Here is a 502-nt window from a genome sequence, read left to right as displayed (position 1 = left end):
CCGTTCGGCAAAATATGGACTTCCCCCGTCCAACTGCGGATCTTCGTGACGCGCAAGCCGATCTCCTCGACCGTGCCCTTGAACTGATTGACCTGAATAACGTCGCCTACGGCAAATTGATCCTCGAATATGATGAAAAATCCGGTAATGACGTCTTTGACCAGGCTCTGCGCGCCGAATCCGATCGCCAGACCGACGATTCCCGCCCCTGCCAGCAGCGGCGCCAGATTGATATTCAGTTGGCTCAGAATAAGCAGAATCGCGATGAAATTGATGGCGTACGTGATTATATTGCGGATCAGCTTGCCGATTGTGCGCGTGCGGCGGGGATCGATCTTCAGGCGACTTTCCTCGCGGTCCTTGATCAAATGCTGAATGGTCTTATCCGACACCACGATGATAATTCTTGCGATCAACAGCACCAAAACAATCTTGAAGAGGACGAACAGCGCCTCCGCCCAAAATTGCCCGGACATCAACGTCGACGAGATCGTTTCCTTGA

General features: G+C 52.8%; 1 protein-coding gene. It reads right to left on the bottom strand.

What is annotated here, in order from left to right:
- On the bottom strand, positions 1–502 hold a 502-nt coding region (locus ACYVPE_RS40080; RefSeq protein WP_461038765.1), incomplete at both ends, for a mechanosensitive ion channel family protein.

The organism is Streptomyces mayteni (assembly GCF_054783955.1).
Note: the sequence above shows the minus strand (reverse complement) of the source record. Positions and strands in the feature narration are given on the sequence as shown.